This is a genomic window from Actinoallomurus liliacearum (genome assembly GCF_039542035.1).
In the GTDB taxonomy this organism is placed as follows: Bacteria; Actinomycetota; Actinomycetes; order Streptosporangiales; family Streptosporangiaceae; genus Actinoallomurus; species Actinoallomurus liliacearum.
The window spans coordinates 492246-515801 of the sequence record NZ_BAABHJ010000001.1 but is presented as its reverse complement, the minus strand read 5'-3'; the positions used below and the strand labels follow the sequence as shown (position 1 = coordinate 515801).

Here is a 23556-nt window from a genome sequence, read left to right as displayed (position 1 = left end):
CGGCCAACGGCGGGCACTGGAGCAACCCGGTCACGATGAGCTCCCTGGACACCGCCAAGCTCCTCACCCTCATCAACGGCGCACCGGGCACGGTGTGGACCGCGCCGAACGGCAAGGCCGTCACCAGCGACGTGCTCAGCCCCTCATCCCGCGCGTTCTTCAAGAAGGAACTCGCCGACCAGGGCATGAACGACGTCCTGTCCACCACGAACTGGTGCGGCGCGGACTACCCGGCCCCCGGCATCCCCCAGCTCGTCCCGTCCCGGTGGATCGCCGCCGACGGCACCGTCACCGTCGACGGGGACGCCTACCAGCACGACGTGCGGCCCTGCAACGCCAACGCCGAGGTGACCTTCGCCCACAAGACGGGCCTGGTCAACAACTCCGGCAGCGACGCGGGCATCGTACGGTCCCTGCCCGGCAAGGACGGCCGCAACTACATCATCGCGGTCTTCTCCAACCTCGGTGACCAGTACCAGGACCCGAACCGCCCGCCGACCGCGCCGGGCGCGCACCCGGTGGCCTACAGCGAGAAGTACGCCCAGCTCGGCCTGACCATCGACAAGTACGAGGCCCGGCACTACCTCGCCTCCCGGCGCTAGCCGACGGATCCCGGGCCGGCCCGACCGGCCCGGGACCACGGTCGCGCCCGCGGCGAGCCGTGGTCGGCAGGCCGATCGCCAGACCGCCCCGGGCGATCGGCCGGGGCACGGTCACCCGGCCCGGGGCCGCCGGGCGGTCCTTCGCCGGGGTTCCCGGCTCCCGCCGTACCGGCTCGGAGCGGAGGTCCGCTCCGGGCCCGTCGTCCGTCAGTCGGCGGCGAAGGTCCGCATGACCAGGCCCGTACGGGGCTTCGGACCGAAGGACGTGGACTTGCGGGGCACCTTCTCGCCGTTGGCCGCGACCGCCAGCACGTCCGGGACCTTGAGCGGGTTCAGGATCACGGCCGTGCCGTCTCCGCGCCGGGCCTTCGCGACCGCGCGCGCGGCGTCGTGGTGGACGATCCGTACGCTGCTCTCGTCGTCCTCGATCCCCCACAGTCGCGGGATGAGCAGCCGATGCAGCACGGCGGTGTCCAGGCGCCGCCACCGCTCGGAGGACCCTTCGGGCATGGAGTGTTCCACCTGCGCCGGATCCGGGTCGGTGAGCAGGAAGAAACCCGCTTCGCCGGCCAGCAGGAAGGCCGTGTCGTCGTGGGCGGCGAGCCGCCGAAGCCCGGCCGCCAGGTCCGGGCCGACCGGTTCGACGCGGAAGGCCGCCTTCGCCCGCCGTACGGCCTCGGCGAGGGGCAGTCCGGGCAGCACCCGGTGGATCGCGCTCAGCCGCGGCGGGTACGCGACGGAGTCCACGAGCAGCGCGAGCCCGTAGTCCCACGGCCCCTGCCCGGCGTAGTGCCCGCGAAGCGCCTGATAGGTGGCGTAGCGGTGGTGGCCGTCGGCGATGAGAGCCTGCCTCCCGCGCAGGTCCTCGGCGATCTTCGCCTGTTCGGCCGGGTCCCGGATCGCCCACAGCCGGTGGCGTACGTCATCGCCCGTGCTCGTCTCCAGGATCGGCGGCAGGGAGGACGCGACCTGGTCGACGACCTGGGCGGCGACGGAGTCGGCGCCGCCCTCGTACAGCAGGAAGATCGGCTCGAGGTTCGCCTCGGTCGCCGTCATCAGGGCCAGCCGGTCCCGCACCGGGCCGGGGTAGACGTGCTCGTGCGGGAGGATCACGCCGGACCCGTCCTCGTGCACGCCGACCGCTCCGATCAGGCCCCGCTGGACGACCGAGCCGGAGACCTCCTCGTAGACGTACAGCGCGGGTTCGTCGTCGACGGTGAGGATGCCGGACGCCAGCCACGAGCGCAGCGTCTCGGCGGCCTCCCGGTAGTCGTCCTGCGGGAGGATCAGCCGGACCACGTTGTGCGGTTCCTCGGCCATGAACCGCGCCAGCGACTCCTCGTCGATGAGGTCGTACGGGGGAGACGTCACCGCGGCGAGCGAGCTCACCTGCGCGGTGTCGTACCGCACGGCTCGGAACGGACGCAGCGCAAGTCCGGGATCAATCGTCACATCGGGCATGTTAGATACCGCGCCGTTGTTGGGACACAAGTGGAGTCGACGAACGGAGTCACACATGGTTCAAGGTGCGGATCGCGGTCCTGATTCCCCGGGTGTCCCGGCCGGCGGCGTTTATGAGTGGTACCAGCGCGGTCTCGAACTCCTCAACGGTGGCAGCCCGGCCGCCGCGATCCAGATCCTTGAGCACGCGGCGGCCGCCGAGCCGTCGTCCCGGAGCGTCCGGGAGGCGCTGGCGCGCGCCCAGTACGGTGCGAAGCGGTACGCCGAGGCCGCCGCGAACTTCCGTATGATCGTCGAGGCCGATCCGGCCGAGGACTACGCGCTGTTCGGCCTGGGCATGGCCCTGACCCGTACGGGCGACCTCGCGGAGGCGGTCGAGCACCTGGCGCTCGCCTGCGCGATGCGCCCGGACAACAAGCACTACGCGACCGCGCTGCGGCACGCGCGAGCCCGGAAGGGATGAGATGCGAGGCAGCGACCGGCCGCTCGCCGAGGTTTACGACGTGGCCGTTCTCGACCTGGACGGCGTGATCTACATCGGCCGCCACCCGGTGCCGGGGGCGGCCGACGCGCTGGCCAAGGCGCGGGCGGAGGGCATGCGCCTGGCGTTCGCGACCAACAACGCGTCACGCACGCCGAGCGCGACGGCCGCCCTCATCACCGAGGTCGGGGTACCCGCCGCGGCCGAGGACGTCGTGACGTCCGCGCAGGCCGCCGCGCGCGTCCTCGCGGAGCGTCTGCCGGCCGGCTCGAAGGTCCTCGTCGTCGGCGGCACCGGCCTGCGGCACGCGCTGCGGGCCGTGGGCCTGCGGCCGGTGTCGACGGCCGCCGAGCGGCCCGCGGCCGTCGTCCAGGGCTTCGCGCCGGGGCTGTCGTACGAGCTGATGGCCGAGGGGGGCCGCGCGGTCGCCGCGGGCGCGCTGTTCGTCGCGTCCAACGCCGACCGCACGATCCCGAGCCCGGGCGGACCGCCGAGGCCGGGCAACGGAGCGATGGTGCAGGTGATCCGTACCGCGACCGGCGTGGATCCCATCGTCACCGGCAAACCCGAGCTGCCGCTGCACCGCGAGACGATCCTGCGCACGGGCGCGCGGCAGCCCCTGATCGTCGGGGACCGCCTGGACACCGACATCGAGGGCGCCAACAACGGCGGGGCCGACAGCCTGCTCGTGCTGACCGGCGTCACCGACGCGCGGGCGCTGCTGGCCGCGCCGCCGCACGAACGCCCGACCTACGTCGCCGACGACCTGGCCGGCCTCCTCGTGCCGCACCCGGAGGTACGGCGCGCCGACGGCTCGTACCACTGCGGAGGCTGGACGGTCGGACCCGGCTTCTCGGTCGAGGGCTCGGGCGACCGCGTCGACGCCCTGCGCGCGCTCTGCGTCGCGGCCTGGGAGTCCGGCGACGCCGCGACCGCGCAGGAGGCCTGGGACCGCCTGTCGTGATCCGACGGCGGCTGCGGACTAGAGGATCTTCCGGAGCCGCAACAGGTCGCCCAGGCTGGCCTCGATCTTGAGCCGGCCCGTCGCCCACGCCTTGGCGACGTGGAGCTCGTCGGTGGCCAGCGCCACCAGGTCGTCGCTGCTGACCGTGAGCCGGACCTGGGCGGAGTCGGCGTCGCCGACGGTCTGGAACTCGTCGAGGCCGCCCTTGTGGATCCGGGTGAGGAAGATCAGTCCGAGATCGGGCACACGGCAGCTGATGGTCCGCTCGACGACGTGCTTGGCGAGGTCGTCGGCGTCCACTTCGGTGAGCCGGGCGGCGATGCGCTCGAGCGCCGAGCGCGCTTCCTGGGCGGTGGCCATCGTCAGGTCAGTTCCCCCGTCATCGTCCTCGACACCGCTGTCGTCAACGGACGGTAGCGTTCTTCTTGAGCCGGACGCGACCGGCGGCGAAGGGAAGGGTACAGGTGAACGGCATCGAAGGGGACACCACGGGCGACGAGCGGGTCGACGCCGCGCTGGCCCGCCTCACCGAACTGGACCAGGCGCCCCTGACCGAGCACCCGGCGGTCTTCGCGGACGTCCACCGGCGGCTGCAGGAGGCCCTGACGGGCCTCGACGAGGCGGCCGCCCCGTGAGCGCCCGCCGGCGGCTGGACAGCGAGCTGGTCCGGCGGGGCCTGGCCCGGTCGCGTGAGCACGCGGTGGACCTGGTCGCCGAGGGGCGCGTCACCGTCGCCGGCCGTCCCGCCGCCAAACCCGCCACCCAGGTCGAGACCTCCGCGGCCATCGTCGTACGGCAGGCGGAGACCGGTCCCGACTACGTCTCGCGCGGCGGCCACAAGCTCGCCGGGGCCCTCAAGTCGTTCACCGACCTGCGGGTCGAGGGCCGGCGCTGCCTCGACGCGGGCGCGTCGACCGGCGGCTTCACCGACGTGCTGCTGCGCGCGGGCGCGGCGCACGTCGTCGCGGTCGACGTGGGTTACGGCCAGATCGCCTGGTCCCTGCGCACGGACGAGCGCGTGACGGTCCTGGAACGCGTCAACATCCGCGACCTGACGCCGGAGCAGGTCGTCTCGGGTGACGGCGAGCCGCCGGACCTGGTGGTGGCGGACCTGTCGTTCATCTCGCTCCGTCTCGTGCTGGCCCCCATCCAGCGCTGCGTCGCCCCCGACGCCGACTACGCGATGATGGTCAAGCCGCAGTTCGAGGTGGGCAAGGAGCGCGTCGGCGCGGGCGGTGTCGTACGGGATCCCGCGCTGCGCGCCGAGGCGGTGCGCGACGTCGCCCGGTACGCCGAGACGCTCGGCCTGGGAGTGCGCGGCGTGACGGCGAGCCCGTTGCCCGGTCCTTCCGGAAACGTCGAATACTTCCTGTGGCTACGGGCGGGCGCCCCGCCCCTCGATGACGTCCTGCTGGACAAGGCCGTGGCAGAAGGGCCCGCATGACAGACAAGAGATCCGTCCTGGTCGTGACGCACACCGGCCGCAGCGCGGCGGTGCGCAGCTCGCAACTGGTGATCAGCCGGTTGAGCGAGGCCGGCATCTGCGTGCGGGTGCTGGACAGCGAGGCCGAGGACCTGCAGTGCGCCGGCGCGGACGTCATGCCGGTCTCCGCGGCGGCCGCCGAGGGCTCCGAGATGGTGATCGTCCTCGGTGGCGACGGCACGATCCTGCGGGCCGCCGACCTGGCCAGGCGGTCCGGCACTCCGCTGCTCGGCGTGAACCTCGGGCACGTCGGCTTCCTCGCGGAGGCGGAGCGGGAGGATCTCGCCGCCACGGTCGACAAGGTCGCCGCGCGCCGGTACGACGTCGAGGAGCGCATGACGATCGACGTGGTCGTCCGGCAGAACGGCACCGTCACGAGCACCGGCTGGGCGCTGAACGAGGCGGCCGTCGAGAAGGCCTCCCGGCAGCGGATGCTGGAGGTCGTCGCCGAGATCGACGGGCGGCCGTTGTCGAGCTGGGGATGTGACGGCGTGGTCTGCGCCACCCCGACCGGGTCGACGGCGTACGCCTTCTCCGCCGGCGGCCCCGTCGTGTGGCCCGAGGTCGAGGCGATGCTGGTCGTGCCGATCAGCGCGCACGCGCTGTTCTCCCGGCCCATGGTGGTCTCGCCCCGGTCCGTCGTCGCGATCGAGCTGATCCCGAAGAGCTCCGGCGGCGTGCTGTGGTGCGACGGCAGCCGGCCGATCGACCTGCCCGCCGGCGCGCGGGTCGAGGTCCGGCGCGGCGAGCGGCCGGTCCGGCTGGCGCGGCTGCACCAGACGCCGTTCACGGACCGGCTCGTCACGAAGTTCGGCCTGCCGGTCGCCGGCTGGCGCGGCCGTGTCCGCGACGAGTGACGCCGCGTCGGACAACCGATGTCATCCTCGCTGACCTGGGATTTCGTGCCGTCGGGAGGCGGACGGCGAGGCGGGGCGACACGCCCGGCGGTTTCCTCCGCGGCGAAGTGCCCTCTACGCTGAGCCGAACACGTGTTCGCCTGGGGAGGTCCGATCACGGTCCCGCACATCGGGGCCGCCGGGCCGCCATGACCGAGTAGCCTCGGGCGCGCCGGGTGTCTGCGGACAGGAGGGCCTTCGTGACCGACGCAACCAGCCGGGTACGGCCCATGGTCGAGGAAGTACGGATTCAGAACCTCGGGGTGATCGAGGAGGCCGTCCTCGAGCTGTCTCCGGGCTTCAACGTGGTCACCGGCGAGACCGGGGCCGGTAAGACGATGGTCGTCACCAGCCTGGGCCTGCTGTTCGGCGGCCGCGCCGACCCGCAGCGGGTCCGGCCCGGGGCCGACCGGGCGACCGTCGAGGGCCGCCTCGTCCTGGACGAGGACGGCAGGGTCGCCGCGCGGGTCGAGGAGGCCGGCGGCGAGCTCGACGACGGCGCGCTGATCCTCACCAGGTCGGTGTCGGCGGAGGGCCGGTCGCGGGCCCACGTCGGCGGCCGGCAGGCGCCGGTCTCGGTGCTGATCAACCTGGCCGACGACCTCGTCGCGGTGCACGGCCAGTCCGACCAGCAGCGGCTCCTGCAGCCCGGCCGCCAGCGGGCGGCCCTGGACCGCTTCGCCGGCGACGACCTGGCCAAGCCGCTGCGCGCCTACACCGCCGCGTACCGGCGGCACCGCGAGGTCTCCGCGCTCCTGGAGGAGCTGACCACCCGGTCCCGGGAGCGGGCGCAGGAGGCCGACCTGCTGCGGTTCGGCCTGGAGGAGATCGAGAAGGCCGACCCGAAGCCGGGGGAGGACGAGCTCCTGGCGGCGGAGGAGGAGCGGCTGGCGCACGCCGACGCGCTCCGTACGGCCGCGACGACCGCCCACGAGGCGCTGCAGGGCGACCCGACGGCCGTCACCGGCGTCGTCGACGCCATCGGGCTGCTGAGCTCGGCCCGCCAGGCCCTCGAGGCCGTCCGCGCCCACGACGAGGCGCTCGCCGGGCAGGCCGACCGGCTGTCCGAGGCCGTGTACGTCGTGTCGGACGTCGCCGCCGAGCTCGCCGGCTACGCCGAGTCGGTCGAGGCCGATCCGGCCCTCCTCGCGAGCGTGCAGGAGCGCCGCGCCGCCCTGGCCGGGCTGACCCGCAAGTACGGCCCGACCATCGCCGAGGTCCTCGAATGGGCGGAGCGGTCCGCCCTGCGCCTGACCGAGCTCGACTCCGACGACGACCGCATCGACGAGTTGCGCGCCGAGCACGAGGACCTCACCCGGCAGCTCGGCGAGCTGTCCGCCGAGCTGACCGCGCTGCGCACGGCCGCCGCCGAACGCCTGTCCGGGGCGGTCACGGCGGAGCTGGCCGCGCTGGCCATGCCGCATGCCAGTGTGGTCGTCGCCGTGACGCCGCAGGAGGAGTTCGGTCCGTACGGCGTGGACGAGGTCGAACTGCGGCTCGCCTCCCACCCCGGGGCGCCGCCGCTGCCGCTGCACAAGGGCGCGTCCGGCGGTGAGCTGTCCCGGGTCATGCTGGCGATCGAGGTCGTCTTCGCCGGTGCCGACCCGGTGCCGACGTTCGTGTTCGACGAGGTCGACGCGGGGGTCGGCGGCAAGGCCGCCGTGGAGGTCGGGCGGCGGCTGGCCCGGCTCGCCCGGTCGGCCCAGGTGATCGTCGTCACTCATCTTCCGCAGGTCGCGGCGTTCGCCGACCAGCATCTGGTGGTGGAGAAGACCAACGACGGGCGCGTGACCCGCAGCGGCGTGACCGCCCTGGACGCCGACGGACGGGTCCGCGAGTTGTCCCGGATGCTCGCGGGCATGGAGGACTCCGAGCTGGGGCGGGCGCACGCCGAAGAGCTGCTGGCCATCGCGGTCGCGGAGCGCTGAACCACGGCGTCGGTACGACCACCGGTGGTGGGCGAACGAACACGCCATAACGGTCGTCGTTACCGATGGCACTGTCCGGGCTCTGGCAGGATTGGCAGCGATGAACGACGTCTCCCCGAAGATCAAGAGCGGCGCCCGGCTGCGGGTGCCGCTTCGGCGTGGGCTGCGCCGTGACCGTCGTGACGGGGAGACCGGGCTCACCGGCGTCGCCCGCCTCGACGGCAGGACCAAGAAGCTGACCAAGCGCCTCGAACCGGGCGACATCGCGATCATCGATCACGTCGATCTCGACCGGGTCAGCGCGGAGGCGCTGGCGTCCTGCCAGGTCGCCGCCGTGATCAATGTGGCGCGCAGCATCTCCGGGCGGTATCCGAACCTCGGCCCGCAGATCCTCGTCGAGGCGGGCATCCCCCTGATCGACGACGTGGGGCCCGACGTGTTCACCAAGGTGCACGAGGGCGACGTCGTCCGCGTCGACGGCGAGGCCGTCTACCTCGGTGAGCAGGTCGCCGCCAAGGGCATCCGGCAGACCGAGGAGTCGGTCGAGGCGGCGATGACCGAGGCCAGGGCGGAGCTGCCCGCCCAGCTCGAGGCGTTCGCCGCCAACACGATGGAGTACCTCAAGCGCGAACGCGACCTGCTGCTCGACGGCGTCGGCGTGCCCGACATCACGACGGACCTGGACGGCCGGCACGTCCTGATCGTCGTGCGGGGCTACCACTACCGCGAGGACATCGCGACCCTGCGGCCCTACATCCGCGAATACCGCCCGGTCCTGATCGGAGTGGACGGCGGGGCCGACGCGCTGATGGAGGCCGGCTACCGGCCGCACATGATCGTCGGCGACATGGACTCCGTGTCGGACGAGGCGCTCACGTCGGGCGCCGAGCTCGTCGTGCACGCCTACCGCGACGGCCGGGCGCCGGGCCTGAGCCGCGTCCACGACCTGGGGCGGGAGGGCGTCGTCTTCCCCGCCACCGGGACCAGCGAGGACATCGCCATGCTGCTCGCCGACGACAAGGGCGCCACGCTGATCGTCGCCGTCGGCACCCACGCGACGCTCGTGGAGTTCCTCGACAAGGGACGCGCCGGCATGGCCAGCACGTTCCTGACGCGGTTGCGGGTGGGCAGCAAGCTGGTCGACGCCAAGGGCGTGAGCCGGCTGTACCGCAGCCGCATCAAGGGGTCCTCGCTGATCCTGCTGATCGCCGCCACGCTCGTCGCGATGGTCGCCGCGATCGTCTCCTCGCCGGCCGGAGAGGCCTTCGAGCCCGCCGTCGCCGACTGGTGGCACCAATTCGTCTACTGGCTAAACGGACTCTTCACGTGATCGATTTCCGGTACCACCTCGTCTCCATCATCGCGGTCTTCCTCGCGCTGGCGCTCGGCCTCGTCGTGGGCGCCTCGGCGCTGCGGGGCCCGCTGGTCGACCAGCTCAAGGACACCTCCAACCGCCTCAAGAACAGCAACGAGGCGCTACGGCGGCAGAACAACGCGGCCGGGCAGGTGAGCACCTACGACAACCAGGTGATCGGCGCGGCCGCCGCCCAGGTCGTCGCCGGCCGGCTCAAGGACCAGAGCGTCGTGTTCGTGGAGGCCCCCGGCGCGGACGACCAGATGCGGGCGCAGACGGCCGACATGGTGAGCAAGGCGGGCGCGCGGATCAGCGGCTACGTCACCCTGCAGAACAAGTACCTCGACCCGAACCAGCAGGCCACGCTGAACGAGCTGACCGACCGGCTCAAGCCGGCCGGCCTGACCTTCTCCGCGGACGCGACGTCGTACGACCGCACCGCCGACGAGCTGGCCTGGGTCCTGGTGACCAAGCAGGCGGCGCGCAACGGCCAGGAGGACCCGGCCGCCGGGCAGGTGCTGTCCGGGTTCAAGGAGGCGGGTTTCCTGACTTACAGCGGGCAGCCCGCGACCCGTGCGACACTCGCCATCGTGATCGCGCCCGCCGCCGCGAGCAGCGACAAGAACGCCGCCGCCGACAACAAGGCGCTCGGCGCGCTGCCCATGGCCCTCTACACCTACGGCGGGGGCACGGTCGTGGTGGGCGATCCGGACTCGGCGACCGAGGGCGGGATGATCAAGGCGCTCCGCGACGACGACGACGTGAAGGGCCACGTCGCCACGGTCGACACGGGGGACATTCCGGCCGGGCGGCTCACGGCCGTCCTGGCGCTGGCCGCCGCGAAACAGGGCAAGGTCGGCGACTACGGCATCGGGTCCAAGGCCGACGGCGCGCTGCCGACCCCGATCCCGACGCCCACGCCGACGATGACGAAGAAGAAGTGAGGCGGCATGCGTAAGGCAGTGGCGGGAGCCGTGCTGGGCGCGGCGGCGGCGCGGGCCGCGTACATCGCGCTGACCCGTCGCCCGCCCGGGGACGAGAAGCTCTGGGTGCGGACCAACCACCGCGATGAGCCGGTGACGCTGCTCGAAGGACCGGCGTTCGCGGTCGGCGCGGTGACCGGGATCGCCGTCGCCCCGGGCGTGCCGGCGCGGATGCGGGCCGCCGCGATCCTCGCGGGCGGTGTCACCGGCGCCCTCGGCGGCTACGACGACCTCGCCGGATCGGGCGACTCCCGTGGCTTCAAGGGGCACCTGTCGGCCCTGGCCCGCGGCGAGGTGACCACCGGCGCGGTGAAGATCCTGGGCATCGGCGCCGTCGGCCTGGCGGCCGCCGTGGTCGCGGGCACCGGCGCTCCGACCCGCCGCGGCGCGGCACTCGACATCCTGATCAACGGCGCGCTCATCGCCGGCACCGCGAACCTGCTCAACCTGTTCGACCTGCGGCCCGGCCGGGCCATCAAGGCCGGGCTGCTGGCGAGCCCGCTGGTGTTCGCCCGGCCGGCGCCCGGAGCGCCGCGCGGCAGATTCGCCGGCCTGCTCAGCGGCTCGGCCGTCGCCGCCGCGCCGCTCGGCGCGGCGCTCGCGCTGCTGCCGGAGGACCTCGGCGAGCGGGCCATGCTCGGCGACGCGGGCGCGAACTCCCTCGGCGCGCTGATCGGCCTGGCCGCGACCGGCCTGAGCCGGCGATCCCGCCTCGGCGTCCTCGCCGGGGTCACGGCGCTGAACGCCGCGAGCGAGTTCGTCAGCTTCACCAAGGTCATCCAGGCGACGCCGCCGCTGAACCGGCTCGACCAGCTGGGCCGCCGACCCGTCGTGCCGGAGGCGCGCCCAGCGGACACCTCGTGACCAGACCTGATGTGACAGAGGAGGCCGAGCCCGCCACCGCCGGCCGGGGCGCGGGCATCGCGGGCGCCGCCGTGCTCATCGGCGTCATCACCGTCTTCGCCCGCGTCGTCGGCTTCTCCCGCAGCCTCGTCCTGTCCCACACGGTCGGCAACGACTGCCTCGCGACGGCGTACTTCACCGGCAACCAGGTGACGAACATCCTGTTCGAGGTCGTGGCCGGCGGAGCGCTCGCCGGTCTCGTCGTGCCCGTGCTGGCCGGACCGGCGGCGCGCGGCGCGCCCGAGGCCCGCCGGATCGCGTCCGCGCTGATGACGTGGACCGTGCTGATCCTCGTGCCGCTCAGCCTGGTCGCCGCGCTGGCGGCCCGCCCGGTGATCACGATGCTGGTCGGCGACCAGGTTCCGGGCTGCTCGCGGGAGCAGGTGGTCGACGCGGGCACCCGGATGCTGGTCGTGTTCGCGCCGCAGATCCTCTTCTACGGGCTCGCCGTCGTGATGTACGGCGTCCTGCAGGCACACCGCCGGTTCCTCGGTCCCGCGCTCGCGCCGCTCGTGTCGAGCCTCGTCGTCATCGGCGCGTACCTGATGTTCCTGTCGACCGGCGCCGCCTACCGGCAGGCCGCGAACCAGCACGACCTGTCCACCGTGACCCGGACGGCGGAGCTGACGCTGTCGGTGGGGACGACACTCGGCGTCGTCGCCCTCGTCGCCACGGTGGTCGGCCCCGCCGCGCGGCTGCGGCTCCGGCTGCGCCCGGCCCTGACCTTCCCGCCCGGCGTCGCCGTACGCATCCGGCGGCTGGCCCTCGCCGGGCTGGCCACCCTCGTCGCCCAGCAGGCGGCCTGGGGCGTGGTGATCCTGCTGGCCAACCGGAAGGGCGGCGGCGGCGCGCTGCCGGTCTACCAGTACGCCTGGGCGCTGTTCCAGCTCCCGTACGCCGTTCTGGCGGTGCCGCTGGCGACCACCGCCTTCCCGCTCCTGTCGGCCCGCGCGAGCGAGGGGGACCACGAGGCGTTCGACCGCACCGCCGCGCGCACGACGCGGGCGATCGTGCTGCTGTCGTGCGCGGGCGCCGCCGTCCTGGCCGCGACCGCGCTCCCCGTCGCCCGGGTGTTCCTGCTCGGCGCCAAGGGGCAGGTGCCGCCCATCGACCTGGCGCGGGCGATCGTGGCGTTCGCGCCCGGCCTGCTCGGCTACGGGCTGATGGCGCATGTCGGCCGCACCCTGTTCGCCGCCGGGAAGGGCCGGGCCTCGGCGGCCGCCCAGGTGACCGGCTGGGCCGCGGTGATCGCGGCCGAGGTGGCGCTGGTGCTGGCGGCCGGACGGCGCGACGCCGTCGCCGCGCTCGGGCTGGGCAACTCGATCGGCATGACGGTCGCCGGCGCCCTCCTGTTGCTGATGCTGGCGCGGACCAGGGGCCGCGCCGCGCTCCGCGGCGTCGGCCGGGCGGCGGCGACGGGGCTGGCCGGTGCGGCGGCCGGATACGCCGCGGGTGCGGGCGTGGTCGCCGTGTTCGGTGCCACCGGCCTGGCCGCCAGCCTGGGCGTGGGCGTGCTCGCCGCCACGGCGGCCGCCGTGGCGTTCGCGGTCGTCGCCTACCTGGGGGATCCGGATGATCTGCGAGGACTGATCAGGCGGAGGCTGTGATGGACGGATTGAAGGTCGCGCTCGTGCTCGCCACCAGCGCCGGCGGCGTGGGACGGCACGTTCGGTCGATGGCCGACGGCCTGCGGGCGCGCGGCGCGAAGGTCGTCGTGCTCGGGCCGGCCTCGGCCGACGCGCTGTTCGGCTACACCGAGTCCGGGGCGGGCTTCGCCCCGGTGGAGATCGCCGACCGCCCGCACCCGGTCGGCGACGTGCGGGCCGTGGCCCGGATCCGGCGCCTGACCCAGGACGCCGACGTCGTCCACGCGCACGGGCTGCGGGCCGGAGGGCTGGCCGCGCTCGCCCGCCTCCGTACCGTGCCGGGTCCGCTGCGCCTCGGCTCGGCGGGCCCGCCGCTCGTCGTCACCCTGCACAACGCGTCGATCGCGGGCGGCCTGACCGGCGCGGCGTACGCGACGCTCGAACGCGTGGTCGCCCGCGGCGCGGCCGAGGTCCTGGGCGTCTCCCCGGACCTGGAGGAGCGGATGCGCGCGCTCGGCGCGCGCTCGGTGGGCCCCGCCCTGGTGCCCGCCCCGGCCATGCCACCCTCCGAGGACCCCGCGGCGCCCAAGCGGATCCGCGCGGAGCTCGCCGCCGGGGACAGCCCGCTGGTCCTCACGGTGGCGCGCCTGGCTGAGCAGAAGGGGCTGCCCACCCTGCTCGACGCCGCCGCCGGGTGGGCCCGGCTCGATCCGCCGGCGCTCGTCGTGATCGCCGGTGACGGCCCCCTGGAGGGGGCACTGCGCGACCGGATCGCGGAGGAGAACCTCCCGGTCCGGCTGCTCGGCCGCCGTACGGACGTCCCGTCCCTCCTCGCCGCGGCCGACGTCGCCGTCCTGCCCAGCGTCTGGGAGGGCCAGCCGCTGATCGTGCAGGAGGTGCTGCGCGCCGGACTGCCGCTCGTCGCCACGAGGGTGGGCGGCGTCCCCGGAATGGTGGACGACGCGGCGCTCCTGGTGCCTCCGGGGGACGCCGGCGAACTCGAACGCGCGGTGCGCCGGGTGCTGGAGGACCGGGCGCTCGCCGATCGGCTCGCGTCCGCCGCGGCCGAGCGGGCATCCCGGCTGCCGACCGAGGACGACGCCGTCGATCAGCTGCTGTCGGTCTACGCCCGCGTGATTCGGACCACCCACTGACGACGTCTCGGGTACGAGAAAGGTTTGCCTATGTATATAGTCAGTCAGCAGGAGGGGAGTATTCCTTCGCGGCAGTGTCGTCACCACGGTCCCAGGAGTGTCATGCGGCCCGGTGCTGTCGGCCCGCACCGATGAGTGAGGGCGGAAGAGACCTCCGGGGCTGCTGCCTGCCACCGGAGGAAAATCTCTCGTGAACGTCACACTTTGGGCCTGGGGCCTCACGCTGCTGGGTCTTCTCGCGTTCATCCTGTTCGACCTGTGGGTGGTCGACCGGGGTAAGCCGCGGGACTTCTCGCTGCGGCAGGCGAGCGCCTGGGTGACGTTCTACGTGCTGTTGGCGATCATCTTCGGCATCGGCCTGTTGTTCGTCGCCGGCGCCGACTACTCGGCTCAGTTCTTCGCCGGTTACCTCACCGAGTACAGCCTCAGCGTCGACAACCTGTTCATCTTCTACGTCGTCATGGCGCGGTTCGCCGTGCCCCGCGCCAACCAGCACAAGGTGCTCCTGATCGGCATCATGATCGCGTTGGTGATGCGGGGCATCTTCATCGCGGTCGGGGCCGCCGCGCTGTCCCGGTTCGAGTGGCTGTTCTACATCTTCGGGGCCTTCCTCATCTGGACGGCCTACGGTCTGGTGCGCGGCGAGCCCGACGAGGACGAGTACGAAGAGAACATCCTGGTCCGCTGGATCTGCCGGGTCGTCCCGACGACCGAGGACTATCACGAGCACCGGATGACCGTCCGCATCGACGGCAAGCGCCTCATGACGCCCATGCTGATCGTGATGGTCGCGATCGGGTCGACCGACCTGCTGTTCGCGCTGGACTCCATCCCGGCGATCTTCGGGCTCACCAAGGAGTCCTATCTGGTCTTCACCGCCAACGCCTTCGCGCTCATGGGGCTGCGGCAGCTCTACTTCCTCCTGCGGGGACTGCTCGACCGGCTCGTGTACCTCAGCAAGGGACTCGCGGTCATCCTGGCGTTCATCGGCGTGAAGCTCGTCATGGAGGCCATGCACACGACCTGGTTCGAGAGCGTCCCGGAGATCTCCACTCTCACCTCTCTCGCCGTCATCGGGGTGACGATGCTCGTCACCACCGTGGCCAGCCTCCTCAAGACCGAACGCCGCGCCGCGCCCGGCGGTCCGGACACCGCCGAGGACCCCGAGACGGGGCAGGCCGGGAGGCCGGACAAGGACGAGGAGCCCGGAGAAGCCGGGCGATCCGGAGAAGCCGGGCCGCCCGAGGAGACCGAGGAGACCGAGGACACCGGGCCGGCCGGAGAGTCCGGGCCGTCCGGGGATGCGGGCTCCGGTGGGCCCGTCGTTCCCGGCCAGGCGCTCCCGGACGCGGCCGGACGCGAGCGGGATCCCGAACCGGACGCCGACCCACATCCGAACGGCAGCCTTCCCCCGGCCCCCGAGACGGAGGCCGACGCGCACGACGCCCAGGCCGACGCCGACACGGGGGCGGGACGTACCCATCGCTGACCGGCGGCCGTGACCTCCGCGCCTTTTCGGGCGGATCACCTCCCGACCCCTGTACCGTGATCACAGGGGATGACTCTGGGGAAGGTTCGCATGCGCTCGCCCTCGGTGGTGCCCGCGGTGACGCGGACGATCTCGATCGTGCTGGCGGTCGCCGCCGTCGGCATCCTGGCGTTCACCGCCCTCGCCGACCGCGACGGCCGGCACGGCGGCCACGGAGCTGCGGCGGCGCGGTCCCGACCCGCGACGCCGGTCGCCGAGTCGACGATGCCCGGCAGCATCGACCTGCCGCCCACCAGCGCACCGGCGACGCCCCGGGTACGCACCGCCGACGCCAGGACCTGGCTCCGGGCACTCGCCGGCAAGTGGACCCAGGACACGGAGAAGAACTACTTCCAGTTCCAGTCCGACGGCACCGGTGAGTGGGTGGCGTTCGGTCAGAAGCTCTGGAGCGGCAAGGCCACCCCGCGCGATGCCACGACGTTCGACCTCTCCGACCGGAGCGGCCAGGGCGCCTCGTACTGGCAGGTCAAGCTCGTCAGCGGCGGAAAGGAACTGTTCTTCGCCGGCACCCAGCGGACCTACCGCAAGGCATAGCGCGGGCCGCCGGGGCGACCGGCGATCCGGCCGTGTGGGCGCCGGGCCCCGCCGGGTCAGTCGCCCGGGCTGGCGGCCAGGCTCTCGAGGACGTCGAGGGCCGCGACCAGTGCCGCGCGCTGCTCGGGCGACAGGGTGCCGAGCCGCTCGACCAGGAACGCCGACCGCTCGGTGCGCAGCCGTTCGAGCTGGCTGCGGCCCTCCGGGGTGATCTCCAGCAGGGTCGCCCGCCGGTCGTCGACGTCGGGAGTGCGACGCAGCAGGGCCTGTGCCTCCAGGGAGGCCACCAACCGGCTCTGCGTGGGCGCGCTGACGCCCTCGTGGGCGGCCAGGTCACCGAGACGCACCGGACCCAGCGCCTCCAGGCTCGACAGGGTCGACGCCTGACTCGACGTCAGGGTCCGGGGGCCGTACTGGCGGACGCGACGGCTCAGCCGGCCCAGCGTCATGCGCAGCCGCGCCGCGAGCTCCACGTCCGTCATGCCCTCGGTCTCGGCCGCCGGCCTGGTCACGCCCGTCATCTGTTCCTTACCCGGCTCGCGTCCCGGACGCGCTGGTCACGCGCGTCTCCTTCCATCATCCCCGCCCCGCGGCGGCCGGCATGCCCGAACGTCCGCGAAACCATCGGGACGAGCGTCGAACACGCCGATCCGCAGAGGTCGGCCGGATGTATCCGGGCAACGTCTCAGGAACGGTGATCGTGGCGCAATGTGATCGGGATCACCATCCCCGGGCGCGCCACTCCGGAAGGTGTGGGCGTTCGCGGCCGAGGGTGGTGTCCTTGCCGTGGCCGGGGTAGACCCACGTCTCGTCCGGGAGCACGCCGAACACGCGCTTCTCCAGATCGTCCATGAGGCGGTTGAACAGCGTCGCGTCTCCCCAGGTGTTCCCCGGTCCGCCGGGGAACAGGCTGTCGCCGGTGAACAGGTGCGGCGTGTCGCCGTCGTCGTACAGCAGCGCGATCGATCCGGGCGTGTGCCCGCGCAGGTGGATCACGGACAGGGTGTGCTGCCCGACCCGGACGGTCTCTCCGTGCCGGACCGGCTCGGTGACCGGCAACGGCAGAGCCTCGGCGTCGTCGGGGTGGGCCACGACCGACGGGTGGGTCGCGTCGACGACCGCGCCGAGCGCGCCCCAGTGGTCCTGGTGCCGATGGGTGGTGACGACCCGGGAGAGCGGGGCGTCGCCGAGGAGCTCGAGCAGGCGCTCCGGCTCGCTGGCGGCGTCGATCAGTACCTGTTCACCGGTGGCCGTGCAGCGCAGAAGGTAGGCGTTGTTGTCGAAGGGCCCGACCGCCAGCTTGGTGACGGTCAGGCCGGGCAGCTCGCGTACGTCGGGCGGGCCACCGACCTCGACGTTGCCTGTGTAGGACACGCACTCTCCTCCCATCGGCGCTCGGGTGCACCGCGCCTGCCTGCCATCCTTTCACTCCCACCGCGCGCCGCGCGCTCGGCGGACCCGGAAGGCGCCGGCCTGCGGGTGCGCCCGGAAGTAGTCTTTGATCATGGAAGACGACCTGCCGATCTGTCGCACCTGCGGGGTGCAGTACGCCGCTCCCCGGCCCGGCTGCCCGATCTGCGAGGACGAGCGGCAGTACGTCGGGTGGGACGGCCAGCGGTGGACGACCCTCGCCGAGCTCCGCGCCGCCGGGCACCGCGGCAGGGTCGCCGAGGAGGGGCCCGGCATCGTCGGAATCGGCGCCGAGCCGCCGACCTCGATCGGCCAGCGCGCGCTGCTGGTGCGGACGCCGTCGGGCAACGTCCTCTGGGACATGATCACCTATCTCGACGAGGACCTTCTCTCGCAGGTCGCCGCACTCGGCGGCGTCGACGCCATCGCGATCAGCCACCCGCATTTCTACGGCTCGATGATCGAATGGGCGCACGCGTTCGACGCGCCCGTCTACGTCCACGCCGCCGACCGGGACTGGGTGGCCCGGCCGGACGACTCGATCGTCTTCTGGGAGGGCGAGACCCGGGAGATCGGCGACGGGCTGACGCTGGTCAACGCGGGCGTGCACTTCGCGGGCGGCCAGGTGCTGCACTGGCGCGACGGCGAGGACGGCGGGGGAGCGCTGCTCACCGGCGACATCTTCACCGTCGTCCCGGACCGCCGGTACGTGAGTTTTATGTACAGTTATCCGAATCTCATCCCCGAGCGCCCCCGGATCATCCGCCGCGCGCTGCGCCGGATGGAGCCGTTCGCGTTCGAGCGCGTGTACGGCGGCTGGTGGGGCCGGGTCGTCGCCGCCGACGGGGCCGCTGCCGTCCGGCGGTCGGCCGCGCGCTACCTCGAGCACGCCCTCGACGACGGGCACCAGTAAAGCCGCTGGTCCGAGTAAAGCCACAGGGGCCTCAGGCGTTTCGGTGGCGATCTGTCTTCGAACACGTGTACGGTTTCGGTGCGACGAGGGACCGCCGTGCGAGGGCTTTCGGAAGAAAACCGGCCTGTCCGCTCGTTAGCCTGAAGCTGACTGCCTCCACCAGGCTCTAGGGGATAGCGAATACGCCGTGGCTGACCGTCTCATCGTGCGCGGAGCGCGTGAACACAACCTCAAAGACGTCTCACTCGATCTTCCGCGCGACGCGCTGATCGTGTTCACCGGCATGTCCGGCTCCGGCAAGTCGAGCCTCGCGTTCGACACGATCTTCGCGGAGGGCCAGCGCCGCTACGTCGAGTCCCTCTCGGCGTACGCCCGTCAGTTCCTCGGCCAGATGGACAAGCCCGACGTCGACTTCATCGAGGGCCTGTCCCCGGCCGTGTCGATCGACCAGAAGTCGACCTCGAAGAACCCGCGCTCGACGGTCGGCACCATCACCGAGGTCTACGACTACCTCCGGCTGCTCTGGGCGCGCATCGGTCACCCGCACTGCCCGGTCTGCGGCCGCACGATCTCCAAGCAGACGCCGCAGCAGATCGTCGACCGGGTCATGGAGTTCGACGAGGGCACCCGGTTCCAGGTGCTCGCCCCGGTGATCCGCGGCCGCAAGGGCGAATACCTCGAGCTGTTCCGCGAGATGCAGACCAAGGGCTTCTCACGCGCCCGCGTCGACGGCCGGATCGTACGCCTCGACGAGGCGCCGAAGCTGAAGAAGTACGAGAAGCACGACATCGAGGTCGTCGTCGACCGGCTGAGCGTCAAGGAGAGCGCCCGCCGCCGGCTCGCCGACTCGATCGAGACGGCGCTCGGGCTCTCCGGGGGCACGGTCATCCTCGACTTCGTCGACCTCCCCGAGGACGACGAGCAGCGCGAGCGGATGTTCTCCGAGCACCTCTACTGCCCGTACGACGACCTGTCCTTCGACGAGCTCGAGCCGCGGTCGTTCTCGTTCAACTCCCCGTACGGCGCCTGTCCCGACTGCACCGGCCTGGGCACCCGCATGGAGGTCGATCCGGAGCTGCTCGTCCCCGACCCGGAGAAGGCCCTCGGCGAGGGCGCGATCTCACCCTGGTCGAACGGCCACATCAGCGACTACTTCCTGCGGCTGCTCGGCGCGCTCGGCGACGCGATGGGCTTCGACCTGGACACGTCCTGGGAGCGGCTTCCCGCCAAGGCCCGCAAAGCGATCCTGCAGGGGCACGACACCCAGGTGCACGTGAGCTACCGCAACCGGTACGGCCGGCAGCGGTCGTACTACACGACGTACGAGGGCGTGATCCCCTACGTCCAGCGGCGGCACTCGGAGGCGGAGAGCGACTCCAGCCGGGAGCGGTTCGAGGGGTACATGCGGGAGATCCCCTGCCCGTCCTGCGAGGGGAAGCGGCTCAAGCCCGTCGTGCTGGCCGTCACGGTCAACGACCGGTCGATCGCCGACGTCGCCGCCATGCCGATCGGGGAGTGCGCGAAGTTCCTGCTCAACATGGAGCTGAGCGAGCGGGAGAAGCACATCGCCGAGGCGGTGCTCAAGGAGATCAACGCCCGGCTCGGCTTCCTCCTCGACGTCGGCCTCGACTACCTCAGCCTCGACCGCGCGTCGGCCACCCTGGCCGGCGGTGAGGCGCAGCGCATCCGCCTGGCCACGCAGATCGGCTCGGGTCTGGTCGGCGTGCTGTACGTCCTGGACGAGCCGTCGATCGGGCTGCACCAGCGCGACAACCACCGCCTGCTGGAGACGCTGATCCGGCTGCGCGACATCGGCAACACCCTCATCGTCGTCGAGCACGACGAGGACACCATCCGGGCCGCCGACTGGGTCGTCGACATCGGCCCTGGGGCGGGCGAGCACGGCGGCCAGGTGGTCGTGAGCGGCCCGGTCGGGGAGCTCCTGGCCCACGAGAGCTCGATGACCGGCGCGTATATCTCCGGTCGCAAGGAGATCGCCGTCCCGGCGAGCCGCCGCAAGCGTCAGCGCGGGCGCGAGCTGGTGGTGAAGGGGGCGCGCGAGCACAACCTGCGCGACATCGACGTGACGTTCCCGCTCGGCATCTTCACCGCCGTCACCGGCGTGTCCGGGTCGGGTAAGTCGACGCTGGTCAACGACATCCTCTACACGTCGCTGGCCAAGCACCTGCACGGCGCGCGCACCGTGCCCGGCCGGCACAAGCGGATCAACGGCGTCGACCAGCTCGACAAGGTCGTGCACGTCGACCAGTCGCCGATCGGCCGCACCCCACGGTCCAACCCGGCGACCTACACGGGCGTGTTCGACCACGTCCGAAAGCTGTTCGCGGCGACCGCCGAGGCGAAGGTGCGCGGCTACCAACCCGGCCGCTTCTCCTTCAACGTCAAGGGCGGCCGCTGCGAGGCGTGCTCCGGCGACGGCACCATCAAGATCGAGATGCAGTTCCTGCCCGACGTGTACGTCCCCTGCGAGGTCTGCCACGGCGCCCGCTACAACCGGGAGACCCTCGACGTCCACTACAAGGGCAAGACGATCTCCGAGGTCCTCGACATGCCGATCGAGGAGGCCCTGGAGTTCTTCGACGCGATCCCGGCGATCCGCCGCCACCTGCAGACGCTCAACGACGTCGGCCTCGGCTACGTCCGGCTCGGCCAGCCCGCGCCGACGCTGTCCGGCGGTGAGGCGCAGCGGGTCAAGCTCGCCTCCGAGCTGCAGCGGCGCTCCACCGGTCGCACGATCTACGTGCTCGACGAGCCCACCACCGGCCTGCACTTCGAGGACATCCGCAAGCTGCTCGGCGTGCTGAACGGCCTGGTCGACAAGGGCAACTCGGTGATCGTGATCGAGCACAACCTCGACGTCATCAAGACCGCCGACTGGATCATCGACATGGGTCCGGAGGGCGGCTCCCGCGGCGGCACCGTGGTCGCGTCCGGCACCCCGGAGGACGTCGCGCGGGTCGGAGAGAGCCACACCGGCCAGTTCCTCGCCAAGATCCTCGATATTCAGCCGTAAGGTCCGGCTGGACGACGCAGCGGCCACCCGGCTCCCCGGCGGGACGACTCGCGTCCCGCCGGAGACTGCCCCGGGCTGCCCGGAACGTCGCCCTCCCGGGGGAAGGGGGCACCCGCTCATCCCCTCCCGAACCGGGCGATAGCATGGAGGAGAAGTACTACAGCGTGTAGTAGATGATCTTTCCGGGGAGATCGATGACTGACGAAGCGGTCGGCTGTTCGCGGCGGCGGTTGCTGGGCACGGCGGGTCTGGCGGGTGCGGGGATGCTCGGCCTCGGCGCGTGCGGAACACGATCGGCGAAGGCCATCGTGCCACCGGGGATCAAGGGCAAGGTGATCGCCCGGACCGGGGAGATCCCCGTCGGCGGCGGCAAGGTCATCGACAAGTGGAAGATCGTCGTGGCGCAGCCGTCGCAGGGGACGTTCAAGGCGTTCACCGCGACCTGTACGCACCAGGGATGCACCGTCGGCAGCCCCGAGAACGGCGTGATCACCTGCCCCTGTCACGGCAGCGAGTTCAACGCGACGGACGGCTCGGTCAAGCAGGGCCCGGCCGGCGCGCCGCTGCAGGAGTTCACGGTACGGCTGCAGGGCGACGGGATAATCGTCGACTAGCGTTGAACCGAACGCATCGCTCCTTCGTGGAACCCGGATGTAGGCCCGAACACGAGGAGGACCACATGTCGTTCGATCCCTCGGCCGCGCCGGCCGACGCCGAAGAGACCGAGACCCGCGTCGAACCCGGGGCGACGCGCCGCGGAATGCTGCTCGGCGTCGGTCTGGTCGGCGTCGCCGGAACACTCGCCGCCTGCGGAGGCTCGTCGGACGACTCCGACGGCTCCGCGCACGGTGGCGGCGGAGCGACGGCCCCGGCGGGCGGCGGCGACGGCGCGCTGGGCAAGGCCGCCGACATCCCCGTGGGCGGCGGAAAGGTCTTCAAGGACCGCAAGGTCGTCGTCACCCAGCCGAAGCAGGGGGAGTTCGCGGCGTTCAGCGCGGTCTGCACCCACCGCGGCTGCACCGTCGGCTCGGTGAGCGGCGGCACCATCAACTGCCCCTGCCACGGCAGCAAGTTCAAGATCAGCGATGGATCCGTCGCGAACGGCCCGGCCGCGACGCCGCTGCCGCGCAAGTCCGTCAAGGTGGAGAACGGCGAGATCAAGCTCGCCTGAACCCGCCCGAGGCCCGGCCGGGCCTGACGCCCCGTCAGGCCCGGCCGAACTCAGGCGTGCGGGGCGGACTGATCGTCCGTCCACGCGGCGTTCTGCGGAAGGGCCCCGGTGTCGGCGCGGAAGCGGGGGAGCGCCGACGGGTACTTCTCCCGGATGTAGGCGATGAGGTGCTCGCGGACGTCGCAGCGCAGGTCGAACGCGCTGGCCGAGTCGTGCGCGCTCATCAGCGCGCGTATCTGGACCAGGCCGTTCGGCAGCACGTCGGTCACCTGCAGCACCCAGTCCTTCTGGTCCCAAAGGGGATGGTCGCGCAGGAACCCGTACAGCTCCGTCCGCAGCTCCTCGACGGGAACGCTCCAGTCCACGTGCAGCAGCACCGTGCCGATCACCCGCGAGGTGTGCCGGGTCCAGTTCTCGAAGGAGTTGTGCACGAAGTACGACACGGGGAGCACGAGCCGCCGTTCGTCCCACAGCCGCAGCACGACGTACGTGAGGGTCAGTTCCTCGATGCGGCCCCATTGGCCCTCCACGACGAGGACGTCGTCGATCCGCAGGGCATCGCTGAAGGCCAGCTGCAGTCCGGCGAAGACGTTGCTCAGCGTCGACTGGGCGGCGATGCCGGCGACGATGCCGGCGATGCCCGCCGAGGCCAGCAGGCCCGCGCCCACCGCCCGTACGGCCGGGAACGTGAACAGCATCGAGGACATCGCGATGATCACGACGACGGCCGCGGAGGTGCGGCGCAGGAGCATCACCTGCGTGCGCACCCGCCGGGCGCGGACGTTCCGGTCGCCTTCGATCTTGGTGAGGTGGTCGAGGGCCACGTCGGTCGTGGCGTAGGCCGCCTGGATGATCAGCCAGGTCAGCGACGCGATGACGAGGAGTGACAGCGCGTGGCGGACGTCGGGCGCGGACCGGCCGAGGACCTCGCGCGGCGGTAGTCCGGCCGTGGCACCGGCCGCGAACGCGAGGGTGAAGCCGGGCTTGACGCAGCGCCGGACGATCGGCGGGGCCAACGGCCAGCGTGAGACCAGCCGGCTCGTGAGCGCACGACGAAGGATCTCCACCACCAGCAGGCCGAGCAGTACGGATCCGATCAGTACGGCCAGCGCGGTGACGGTCGACACGATCAAGGTCCCCCTTCAGATCG

General features: G+C 72.2%; 23 protein-coding genes. 18 read left to right on the top strand and 5 right to left on the bottom strand.

Going from position 1 to position 23556, the window contains the following annotated elements:
• Window positions 1-602 (top strand): serine hydrolase (locus ABD978_RS02415; protein ID WP_345347408.1); only part of this gene is annotated, 602 nt, incomplete at its 5' end.
• A gap of 207 nt (window positions 603-809) precedes the next feature.
• Here the strand turns inward: ABD978_RS02415 and ABD978_RS02410 are convergent.
• The gene (locus ABD978_RS02410; protein ID WP_345347405.1) at window positions 810-2063 is read right to left on the bottom strand and encodes a DUF1015 family protein; all 1254 of its coding nucleotides are present in this window, start codon (window positions 2061-2063) and stop codon (window positions 810-812) included.
• A gap of 55 nt (window positions 2064-2118) precedes the next feature.
• Here ABD978_RS02410 and ABD978_RS02405 point away from each other — a divergent pair, with 55 nt between their 5' ends.
• Together ABD978_RS02405 and ABD978_RS02400 are read left to right on the top strand one after the other, a co-directional pair.
• Entirely contained in the window at window positions 2119-2526 is a 408-nt protein-coding gene (locus ABD978_RS02405; RefSeq protein ID WP_345347402.1) for a tetratricopeptide repeat protein, read from the top strand.
• 1 nt (window position 2527) lies between these two features.
• Entirely contained in the window at window positions 2528-3508 is a 981-nt protein-coding gene (locus ABD978_RS02400) for an HAD-IIA family hydrolase (protein ID WP_345347399.1), read from the top strand.
• An 18-nt stretch (window positions 3509-3526) separates the two neighbouring features.
• Here the strand turns inward: ABD978_RS02400 and ABD978_RS02395 are convergent, their stop codons facing one another.
• Window positions 3527-3868, bottom strand: coding sequence for an SCP2 sterol-binding domain-containing protein (locus ABD978_RS02395; protein ID WP_345347396.1), 342 nt, complete (start codon window positions 3866-3868; stop codon window positions 3527-3529).
• A 104-nt stretch (window positions 3869-3972) separates the two neighbouring features.
• Between ABD978_RS02395 and ABD978_RS02390 the strand changes: the two genes are divergently transcribed.
• From ABD978_RS02390 to ABD978_RS02340, 11 genes are all read left to right on the top strand, one after another.
• Window positions 3973-4143 (top strand): hypothetical protein, encoded by a 171-nt coding sequence (locus ABD978_RS02390; protein ID WP_345347393.1) that lies wholly within the window; start codon window positions 3973-3975, stop codon window positions 4141-4143.
• Window positions 4140-4952, top strand: coding sequence for a TlyA family RNA methyltransferase (locus ABD978_RS02385; protein WP_345347390.1), 813 nt, complete (start codon window positions 4140-4142; stop codon window positions 4950-4952). The genes ABD978_RS02390 and ABD978_RS02385 overlap by 4 nt, the downstream gene beginning before the upstream one ends.
• A complete protein-coding gene (locus ABD978_RS02380; protein ID WP_345347387.1) occupies window positions 4949-5848 on the top strand; it encodes an NAD kinase in 900 nt (299 codons plus the stop codon). The genes ABD978_RS02385 and ABD978_RS02380 overlap by 4 nt, the downstream gene beginning before the upstream one ends.
• A gap of 269 nt (window positions 5849-6117) precedes the next feature.
• Window positions 6118-7815: a DNA repair protein RecN gene (recN, locus tag ABD978_RS02375; RefSeq protein ID WP_345347476.1), complete on the top strand. Its 1698-nt coding sequence runs from the start codon at window positions 6118-6120 to the stop codon at window positions 7813-7815.
• 100 nt (window positions 7816-7915) lie between these two features.
• Complete coding sequence (steA, locus tag ABD978_RS02370; protein WP_345347384.1) at window positions 7916-9145, top strand: putative cytokinetic ring protein SteA; 1230 nt, start codon at window positions 7916-7918, stop codon at window positions 9143-9145.
• Window positions 9142-10113, top strand: coding sequence for a copper transporter (locus tag ABD978_RS02365; protein WP_345347381.1), 972 nt, complete (start codon window positions 9142-9144; stop codon window positions 10111-10113). Before steA ends, ABD978_RS02365 begins: the two co-directional genes overlap by 4 nt.
• A 6-nt stretch (window positions 10114-10119) precedes the next feature.
• Complete coding sequence (locus ABD978_RS02360; RefSeq protein WP_345347378.1) at window positions 10120-11016, top strand: hypothetical protein; 897 nt, start codon at window positions 10120-10122, stop codon at window positions 11014-11016.
• On the top strand, window positions 11013-12662 hold the full coding sequence (murJ, locus tag ABD978_RS02355; protein ID WP_345347375.1) for a murein biosynthesis integral membrane protein MurJ: 1650 nt from the start codon (window positions 11013-11015) through the stop codon (window positions 12660-12662). Before ABD978_RS02360 ends, murJ begins: the two co-directional genes overlap by 4 nt.
• Entirely contained in the window at window positions 12662-13795 is a 1134-nt protein-coding gene (locus ABD978_RS02350; protein WP_345347372.1) for a glycosyltransferase, read from the top strand. The genes murJ and ABD978_RS02350 overlap by 1 nt, the downstream gene beginning before the upstream one ends.
• A gap of 190 nt (window positions 13796-13985) precedes the next feature.
• Window positions 13986-15284 (top strand): TerC/Alx family metal homeostasis membrane protein, encoded by a 1299-nt coding sequence (locus ABD978_RS02345; protein ID WP_345347369.1) that lies wholly within the window; start codon window positions 13986-13988, stop codon window positions 15282-15284.
• 90 nt (window positions 15285-15374) lie between these two features.
• Window positions 15375-15878 carry a hypothetical protein gene (locus tag ABD978_RS02340; protein WP_345347366.1) on the top strand — a complete coding sequence of 168 codons (504 nt, stop codon included), beginning with the start codon at window positions 15375-15377 and terminating at the stop codon, window positions 15876-15878.
• Between the two features lie 56 nt (window positions 15879-15934).
• On the opposite strand, the gene ABD978_RS02335 is transcribed toward ABD978_RS02340, so the two are convergent.
• Both ABD978_RS02335 and ABD978_RS02330 read right to left on the bottom strand, forming a co-directional pair.
• On the bottom strand, window positions 15935-16390 hold the full coding sequence (locus ABD978_RS02335) for a MarR family winged helix-turn-helix transcriptional regulator (RefSeq protein ID WP_345347363.1): 456 nt from the start codon (window positions 16388-16390) through the stop codon (window positions 15935-15937).
• A gap of 208 nt (window positions 16391-16598) precedes the next feature.
• On the bottom strand, window positions 16599-17252 hold the full coding sequence (locus ABD978_RS02330) for an MBL fold metallo-hydrolase (protein WP_345347360.1): 654 nt from the start codon (window positions 17250-17252) through the stop codon (window positions 16599-16601).
• Window positions 17253-17382: 130 nt separating this feature from the next.
• Here ABD978_RS02330 and ABD978_RS02325 point away from each other — a divergent pair, with 130 nt between their 5' ends.
• The 4 genes from ABD978_RS02325 to ABD978_RS02310 all read left to right on the top strand — a co-directional run bounded on the left by ABD978_RS02325 (window position 17383) and on the right by ABD978_RS02310 (window position 22406).
• A complete protein-coding gene (locus ABD978_RS02325; protein WP_345347357.1) occupies window positions 17383-18201 on the top strand; it encodes an MBL fold metallo-hydrolase in 819 nt (272 codons plus the stop codon).
• Window positions 18202-18388: 187 nt separating this feature from the next.
• Window positions 18389-21235 (top strand): excinuclease ABC subunit UvrA, encoded by a 2847-nt coding sequence (gene uvrA, locus ABD978_RS02320; protein WP_345347354.1) that lies wholly within the window; start codon window positions 18389-18391, stop codon window positions 21233-21235.
• 194 nt (window positions 21236-21429) lie between these two features.
• Window positions 21430-21849: a Rieske (2Fe-2S) protein gene (locus tag ABD978_RS02315; RefSeq protein ID WP_345347351.1), complete on the top strand. Its 420-nt coding sequence runs from the start codon at window positions 21430-21432 to the stop codon at window positions 21847-21849.
• A 65-nt stretch (window positions 21850-21914) separates the two neighbouring features.
• Window positions 21915-22406, top strand: a complete 492-nt coding sequence (locus ABD978_RS02310) for a Rieske (2Fe-2S) protein (protein WP_345347348.1) — start codon at window positions 21915-21917, stop codon at window positions 22404-22406.
• A gap of 50 nt (window positions 22407-22456) precedes the next feature.
• Here the strand turns inward: ABD978_RS02310 and ABD978_RS02305 are convergent, their stop codons facing one another.
• Window positions 22457-23533, bottom strand: coding sequence for a mechanosensitive ion channel family protein (locus ABD978_RS02305; protein WP_345347473.1), 1077 nt, complete (start codon window positions 23531-23533; stop codon window positions 22457-22459).
• Window positions 23534-23556 lie beyond the last annotated feature (23 nt).